The organism is Tardiphaga sp., assembly GCF_025356345.1.
Taxonomy (GTDB): Bacteria; Pseudomonadota; Alphaproteobacteria; order Rhizobiales; family Xanthobacteraceae; genus Tardiphaga.
This window is the reverse complement of record NZ_JANXTC010000255.1, coordinates 1-8,055: the sequence shown is the minus strand read 5'-3', so window position 1 is coordinate 8,055 and position 8,055 is coordinate 1. Positions and strand designations below refer to the sequence as shown.

5 protein-coding genes and 1 pseudogene are annotated in these 8,055 nt (G+C 64.7%); 2 read left to right on the top strand and 4 right to left on the bottom strand.

All coding sequences use genetic code 11. From position 1 onward, the window contains the following. Window positions 1-1,685, top strand: a 1,685-nt coding sequence (locus Q0S16_RS15730; protein ID WP_295849892.1) for a TonB-dependent receptor, incomplete at its 5' end; no start/stop codon positions are given. A 259-nt stretch (window positions 1,686-1,944) separates the two neighbouring features. Here Q0S16_RS15730 and Q0S16_RS15725 read toward each other — a convergent pair. Then, the gene (locus Q0S16_RS15725) at window positions 1,945-3,309 is read right to left on the bottom strand and encodes an ATP-binding protein (protein WP_295849890.1); all 1,365 of its coding nucleotides are present in this window, start codon (window positions 3,307-3,309) and stop codon (window positions 1,945-1,947) included. Window positions 3,310-3,441: 132 nt separating this feature from the next. Between Q0S16_RS15725 and Q0S16_RS15720 the strand changes: the two genes are divergently transcribed. Further along, window positions 3,442-4,053: a response regulator transcription factor gene (locus Q0S16_RS15720; protein ID WP_295849888.1), complete on the top strand. Its 612-nt coding sequence runs from the start codon at window positions 3,442-3,444 to the stop codon at window positions 4,051-4,053. Window positions 4,054-4,090: 37 nt separating this feature from the next. On the opposite strand, the gene Q0S16_RS15715 is transcribed toward Q0S16_RS15720, so the two are convergent. The 3 genes and pseudogenes from Q0S16_RS15715 to ftsH form a co-directional block, all read right to left on the bottom strand. Beyond that, window positions 4,091-5,299 (bottom strand): glycosyltransferase family 87 protein, encoded by a 1,209-nt coding sequence (locus tag Q0S16_RS15715; protein WP_295849885.1) that lies wholly within the window; start codon window positions 5,297-5,299, stop codon window positions 4,091-4,093. Window positions 5,300-5,736: 437 nt separating this feature from the next. After that, a complete protein-coding gene (locus Q0S16_RS15710; protein WP_295849884.1) occupies window positions 5,737-6,258 on the bottom strand; it encodes a DUF2867 domain-containing protein in 522 nt (173 codons plus the stop codon). Between the two features lie 147 nt (window positions 6,259-6,405). Then, window positions 6,406-8,055 (bottom strand): annotated as a pseudogene (gene ftsH, locus Q0S16_RS15705) (ATP-dependent zinc metalloprotease FtsH); the annotation flags it as partial.

Below are 8,055 nucleotides of genomic sequence, written 5' to 3'. Positions count from 1 at the left end.
GTTCGTTCGGCGTCGCCGCGGCGACGCCGGTGCAACTGCTGGCACTCGGCCGCGACGCGATCTACACCACGCCGCAAACCACCGACAACCAGATGGCGCTGGTCGGGCTCAACGGCAAATATGCCATCACCGACACCTGGTCGCTGCAGGGCAATCTGTACGGCCGGTTCTTCAAGCAGGACCATGTCGACGGCAATGACGGCAATGTCGAGCGCTGCGGCAATTCGTCGTCGTTCGCCAACCGGCTGTGCCTGGAGGATGACGGCTTCCCGCGCCCGATGCCGTTCACCGGTGCTGCCGCGCTCGCGTTCCGCAACCAGTTCGCGATCCTCGACGCGAACAACCAGCCGATCCCCTGCCCGCCCGGCGCCGGCAACACCTGCGCGCCGGTGCCCTATGGCACCATCGACCGCACCCGCACGGATTCCAGCACCTTTGGCGGCTCGCTGCAGGCGACCAATGACGACCGGATCTTCGGCCACGGCAATCACTTCGTGGTCGGCGGCAGCATCGACCGCGGCGCCAGCAATTTCGCCGCGACCTCGACGCTGGGCTACATCTATCCGGACCTCTCGGTCGGCATCAATCCGGCGATTCCCGGCAACGGCTCGATCATTCATACGCTCGGCAATGTCGGCTATACGCCGGTCACCATCGATACCCGCAACACCTATTATGGGCTCTATGTCACCGACACTTTCGACATCACCGAGAATCTCGCGGCCACCGCTGGCGGTCGCTACAATGTCGCGAAGATCAATGTCCGCGACGTGCTCGGCAGCAGCCCAGACCTCAACAGCGATTCCAGCTTCTCGCGCTTCAACCCGGTGGTCGGCCTGACCTATAAATTGGCGCCATGGATCACCGCCTATGGCGGCTATTCGGAATCCAACCGCGCGCCGACGCCGCTGGAACTCGGCTGCTCCAATCCGGCCAAGCCGTGCCTGCTGGAAAGCTTTCTGGTGTCCGACCCGCCACTCCGCCAGGTGGTCGGCCACACTTATGAGGCCGGGCTGCGCGGCACCTCGCCATTCGCCGGCGGCAATTTCGAATGGAAAGCCGGCTGGTTCCGCATCGACAGCACCGACGACATCGTCAACCTCGCCAGCTTCATCCAGGGCCGCGGCTATTACCAGAACGTGCAGGAGACACGGCGCCAGGGCATCGAACTGGCCGCCGAGTACAGGTCGGAGCGCTGGCTGGCCTATGCCGGCTACTCCTATATCGACGCCACCTACCGCTTCGACGGCACCCTCGCCTCGCCGAACAATCCGCTCGCCGACGCCGACGGCAATGTCAGCGTTGTGTCCGGCAATCGCATCCCCGGCATCCCGCAACACCAGTTCAAGGCCGGTGCCGACTATCTGATCACGCCGCAATGGAAGCTCGGCGCCGATGTCGTGGCGGTAGGCAAGCGGCTCTATGTCGGCGACGACGGCAACCAGAACACGCAATTGCCGGGCTACGCCGTGGTCAATCTGCACACCTCGTTCGAAGTGACCAGCAACGTCACGCTGTTCGGCGTGGTCAACAACCTGTTCAACAAGCAATATGCGCTGTTCGGCAGCTATTTCGAACCGGCCGGCACCGCGAAGGCCGGACCGCCGATCGCGCTGACCGACCAGCGCACCGAAGTCCCCGGCGCGCCATTCGCGGTGTATGGCGGAATCCGGGTGCGGCTTTAGAGCGAGATGACCTTATGTGAATTCGAATTACTGGCCCCGTCATTGCGAGGAGCCCTTGCGACGAAGCAATCCAGCCCTCGCCGAGCTCGTGGCCCTGGATTGCCGCGTCGCTTCGCTCCTCGCAATGACGGGGGATGGGAAACCGATTCATTTTTAGTGCATCACGCTCTGGAGCGGGATTGGGCTCATTGAAATCATGTCCCGGGCGCAGAGCACTGCGCCTCGCGAAGATCCTGCAGAGATCACCCCCATTCAATCCTCATGGATCAAACTGGGGGGCGGCGACAGCAATGTTTGGAATACTGGCTTGCACCGTGACGCCCTGCCCCGTCGATGCCACGCGCATCTCGCCGCCCAGCGCCAGCACCCGCTCGCGCATCCCGGTCAAGCCGAGACCGGGGCGATGATCCCCGGCGAGGCCGGCGCCATTATCCTCGACGCGAACGGTCACCGCCGCGGCTCCGGACGCCTGCGCCACGGCCACCATCACCCGCGTCGCCCCGGCATGGCGGAACACATTGGTCAGGGCTTCCTGCACCACGCGATAGACCGTCAGTTCGACGGTTTCGCTGATCTCGCCGGGCGCTGGCGCGATCGACATCTCGATCGCCACATCGGGATGCGCCTCGCCCCACAGCCGCGTCAGCGCCCGCAGCGCCTCGCGCAGGCCGAGTTCGCTGAGACCCGCCGGCCGCAGCCGCTCCAGGACGCGGCGATTGAGCTGCTGCAATTCGCCGACCTGCGCCTGCATCGCGTCGCCATGGCGACGCAGCGCGGCGATGTCCGGCGCGGCGCGGCCGACCGCCCGTTGCAGCGCGCTGGCATGCGCGCGCAGCGCAAACAGAAACGGCCCGAACTCGTCGTGCAATTCCCGCGCGATTTCCTTGCGCTCGGCGTCCTGCAGCGACACCACGCGCTCGGCCAGCCGGCGCTTGTCCTCGATTGTCGTCGCCAGCACCGCGGCGAGATGATTGAGTTGTTCGCAGATCGCGGCCAGCTCCGGTGCGCCGGAAACCGCGACGCGGGTCTGATAGTGGCCCTGCTCGATGCGGCCCATGGCGTCGCCGAGATGTCGCAGTGGCGCCAGCGCCCGGTTCACCACGGTCATGATGAGCAGGAACAGCGTCAGGGCAATCGCCGAACCGATCGCGATCTGGGTGACGATGCCGTCCCAGATCTCGGCCATTTCGTCGACCGGATAGGACGCGATGGTCAGCGCGCCCAGCGATCGTCCGTTGACCGTGACGGGCACCCGCAACTCGGTCAGTTCGGGGTGGACCAGCCGCCCAAACCATCCCGGCGGCGCGTTCGCGCCATCGATACCGAGGCGAGCGACCTTCGACCCGGACAGGCCTTCGCCTTCGCGGGCGATGCTGACATGCCGCAGCCGGTTGAGATCCTCGACGAGGCGAGCTAGCCGCGCCTCGGGATCCGGCGCTTCATTCAATCCGGCAACCAGCGTCTCGACGAATTCGCGCGCCAGCCGGATCACGCTCTGGTCCTCGGCCTGGATGCGGGGCCCGGCCTCCAGCACGAGACGGGCGACATTGATGACGAGGCCGAGCATCAGCACCAGCGCCAGCAGCGTATTCAGCCGCGCCCGCAGCGAAAGTTTCTGCCACATCGCTCCCTCATGCATGCCGCTGTGCACAACGCACCGTCGTTGACAGGCGTGGTTGCCAGCGCTTTATTTAAACGTAGCAGTAGAACTTCGTGATGGCACACTCCAGGTGGAATTGCGCCGGGATCGATGGAAATGCGCATCCTGATCGTCGACGACCACCCAATCGTGGCCTCCGGCTGCCGCGCTTTGCTGGCGGATAACCCCCGCATCAGCATTGTGGAAGCCGCGGACGCCGAAAAGGGCGAAGCCGCCTTCATCGCCGAGGCGCCGGATGTCTGCGTGCTAGATATCAACCTGCCCGGCGTCTCCGGCTTCGAGCTGGCGCGGCGGATTCTGGCGCGCGATGCCGACGCCCGGATCATCATGTTCAGCATGAATGACGATCCGGTGTTTGCCGCGCGCGCCATCGAGGCTGGCGCCAAAGGCTATGTCTCGAAGTCCGGCGATCCCGGCGACCTGGTCGAGGCGATCCGCGAGGTCGGCCGCGGCGGCGTGTTCCTGACGCCGGCCACCGCGCAGGGCATTGCCTTTGCCCGGCCCGACGACCGACTCGGCAAATTGTCGGCGCGCGAGATCGAGATCCTGCGCCTGCTCGCAACTGGCAAAAGCCTCGCCGAGATCGCCTGGATGGTGCAGGCCTCTTACAAGACCATCGCCAACACTTCGTCGATGATGCGCCACAAGCTCGGCCTGCGCAGCGCCGCCGAACTGGTGCGGCTGGCGATCGAGAGCCGACTGGCGTGAATTTCAACCTCGCCCCGCCCGGCGAAGCGAACCCTCGCTAGGCGGGAAGCGGAACCACAGCGACCGCCTTGCGCTGCCACAGTCCGCAGCGACGCGCGATCAACGCGGCCACGATCAGCGTGGCGCCAAAGCCGGTCGGCGCGCCGACCAGCGGGAAGAACATCAACAGCGCCGCGGCGAGGCCCAGCGCCGGCAGTTCATGGCGCCAGAATCCTTCGGCGAGACCGACCCGGACCAGAAAGCCAACCGCGATCGCCAGCACCATCACGTCGTAGAGAAACAGATAGGGCGTCACCAACAGCGTGCCGGTGGCCAAGGCGGCGGCCTTCCATTCGTACCGTACGCGGCTGCGCCATAGCCCGATCAGGGTCAGCGCCACGGCCGATGTCATCCCCCATTGAAAGCCCCAGCCGAGCGGCTCGCTGCCGCCGAAATAGCGCACCAGCGCGAACAGGCTCTGCATCTTGCCCCATGGCGCCCGGCCCTCGGTGAGGAAGGCCTGCGAAAACATCGGCATCCAGTGAAAGAACGCCTGCCAGCTCTCGGTGCCGAACGCCAGCCACGACACGCCGGCGAGCGCCACCGCGGTGATCCCCGCCGACACGAACACCCGCCACTGCATGGCTGCGATCAGCACCAGCGGAAACAGCAGGCCATATTGCGGCTTGTAGCTGAGCAGGCCGAGGCAGATGCCGGCCAGCACCGGCCGGCTCGGCAGCAATATCAGGGTGCCGCCGATCAGCGACGCGGTGAGAAAGCCGTTTTGCCCGACCAGGATATTGGTCAGCACCACCGGAAACGACGCCGCCAGCAGCAGGCCGAACGGCCGCCCGACCACCGCGCGCATCATCAGGAGATAGGGCAGGAAGCTGACCGCGGCCCAGCCCGCGAAGGCCACGGCATAAGGCAGCTTCGCCAGCAGCGCGGCGACGAACAGGAATGGCGGCGGGTAGTGCCAGGCAAAATTGCCCGGATAGCTCTGGCCGAGCACGCTTTCCTGGATCTTCTTCTGGATATCCCAGTCCCAAGCCCAGGCCGGATGGCCGTCGAGCACCAGCCGGCCGGCCGACCACACATTGACGAAATCGGTCGGGAAGCCGAGGCCGTCGCTGTCATAGATCCAGCCGCGGCCGAAAAATGCCGGGAAGAACGCGGCATGGATCACCGCCAGCGTGAAGCAGATATTGAACAGCGCCTTGGGCACCGCGGTGTCGTCCGGAACCGGCGCCAGAATTTGTGCGGCCATCGGCCAAGTCCCCCGCGCCCGATGCGCCCGCGCAGCATGCCACCACCGGCATTGAGGAAGATTTAAGGGCCGCGTCGCGCAAGCTGGCGCAAGCCGAGCTAATCCGGCCTCACGGCATTCGTACCATGGCGATCGCCGCGCCGCGGGGTTCTCGCCACGGCATCGGTCTGCTCGATCTCTGCGCGGAGAGATTCAACCGTGCTGCCGGAAGACGCCGCGGCACTGTCACGACACGTCACGTCACGTCACGCGGTCAGTCCGGGCGACGACCACATCGCCGGGCCGCGGCAGCGGTCCAACGTGCTGGCGCGGCAGTTTCCAACCTGGTGCTTCGGCATGCGCGATGGAAGGCCAACGCACCGCCTTCATCGGCCTCATGCCAGCGGCTGGGGCGGCCTGGGAGGTCCCGGCGGTGCCGTTCGCGTATGATGTTGTTTTTAGATTCGCTTCGCCGTCACCGCATTCGACATCAACAGCTGAACACCGGCGCGATGAAACGGAATGATGAAAAACAGGTAGATTTTCCCGAAGAGATTGTGGACCGAGCAAACGGTCGAGACGACAACACCCGTCGTCTCGCCATCGACCACTTTCAGCACCGACAGCCTGAAGTCGAGATGCTTATTATTTCGACCGGCAACAATTTCATGATCACCTATGAAGCAAACCGGCCAGGGACCAATCTTGTCGCCAGCAACGTAACTGCTTCGAGCCCTGGGCTTTAAGATTTCGGCGATCATTGGCGCTTCCAGACCAAAAATTCGCGCCGCGACGTTGCGGGCAATCAAAATCCGCTTCATCCAGAGCGGATGATGTCCGAACAGAGCAAAAAAGATATCGATGATACCCATCGAAGACTGCGTCAGTGGCGCCCGGTATGAATCATGAAAATATGACCGTTCGATCAGAGCCCTGTTGAGCGTGCTGCTTGAAGGTACATCGCATTCCCTGACCGTCATTCAAACTCCCCGCATTGCCAATGGCAAAATCACTGAGTTCGCAGATCTTTCGAGCATCGTCGCATCTGGTCCTGCCGTTCGCAAGGCATGACCCCAGCAGAACGGGCGCCGAAGCGCCCGTTTGCCGTCCATCTTGATTGGATCCGCCTACGCCTGCGGCCGCGGCTGCAGGCCGGCGTCCGGACGCGGACGCGGCTTGCCGGCGGGCGGCACCGCGGAGGTGCGCGGGCCGGTCGGCTCGAGCACGGATTCGCGGTTCGGCTTCTTGCCATCGAGCAGATCGGTGATCTCGTCGCCGCTCAGCGTCTCGAATTCCAGCAGGCCTTTTGCCAGGGCTTCCAGGTCGGCGCGCTTGTCGGTGAGGATCTTGGTGGCCTCGTTGTAGCCCTCCTCGACCAGACGACGGATCTCGCTGTCGATCTTCTGCACGGTGGCTTCAGACGCGTTCTGCGTGCGCGACACCGACATGCCCAGGAACACTTCGTCCTGGTTCTCACCGTAGGACACGGTGCCGAGTTCCTCGGACAGGCCCCAGCGCGTCACCATCATGCGGGCGAGGCGCGTGGCCTGCTCGATGTCGGAAGAAGCACCCGACGTCACCTTCTGGCGGCCGAAGATCAGCTCTTCGGCGACGCGTCCGCCCATCATGATGGCGAGGCGCGAGGTCATCTGCTCCAGCGACATCGACAGCTTGTCGCGCTCCGGCAGCTGCATCACCATGCCCAGCGCACGGCCGCGCGGGATGATGGTCGCCTTGTGGATCGGGTCGGTGGCGACGACGTTGAGGCCGACGATGGCATGACCGCCCTCGTGATAGGCCGTCAGCATCTTCTCTTCCTCGGTCATCACCAGCGACTTGCGCTCGGCGCCCATCATGACCTTGTCCTTGGCCTCTTCGAACTCGCTCTGGGTCACCATGCGCTTGTTGCGGCGCGCGGCGGTCAGAGCGGCTTCGTTGACCAGGTTCATCAGGTCAGCGCCGGAGAAGCCCGGGGTGCCGCGGGCGATGGTCTTGAGGTTGATATCCGGCGCCAGCGGCACCTTGCGGACATGGACCTTCAGGATCTGCTCGCGACCGACGACGTCCGGGTTCGGCACCACGACCTGGCGGTCGAAGCGGCCCGGGCGCAGCAGCGCGGGATCCAGCACGTCCGGACGGTTGGTGGCGGCGATCAGGATCACGCCTTCATTGGCTTCGAAGCCGTCCATCTCCACCAGCAACTGGTTGAGGGTCTGTTCGCGCTCGTCATTGCCGCCGCCGAGACCGGCGCCACGATGGCGACCGACCGCGTCGATTTCGTCGATGAAGATGATGCAGGGCGCGTTCTTCTTGGCCTGCTCGAACATGTCACGGACACGAGAGGCGCCGACGCCGACGAACATTTCGACGAAGTCCGAACCCGAGATAGTGAAGAACGGCACATTGGCTTCGCCGGCGACCGCGCGGGCGATCAAGGTCTTGCCGGTACCGGGAGGGCCGACCAGCAGTACGCCGCGCGGAATGCGTCCGCCGAGCCGCTGATACTTGCCGGGGTCGCGCAGGAATTCGACGATCTCCTGCAGGTCTTGCTTGGCTTCGTCGACACCGGCGACGTCCTCAAACGTGACGCGGCCATGGCCTCCGTCAGCATCTTGGCGCGTGACTTGCCAAAGCCCATCGCCTTGCCGGCGCCGCCCTGCATCTGGCGGGACAGGAATATCCACACGCCGATCAGCGCGATGAACGGCAGCCAGGACAGCAACAGCGAGACGAACCACGGCACATTGTCGCCGGGCGGCTTGGCGGTGATCGTGACC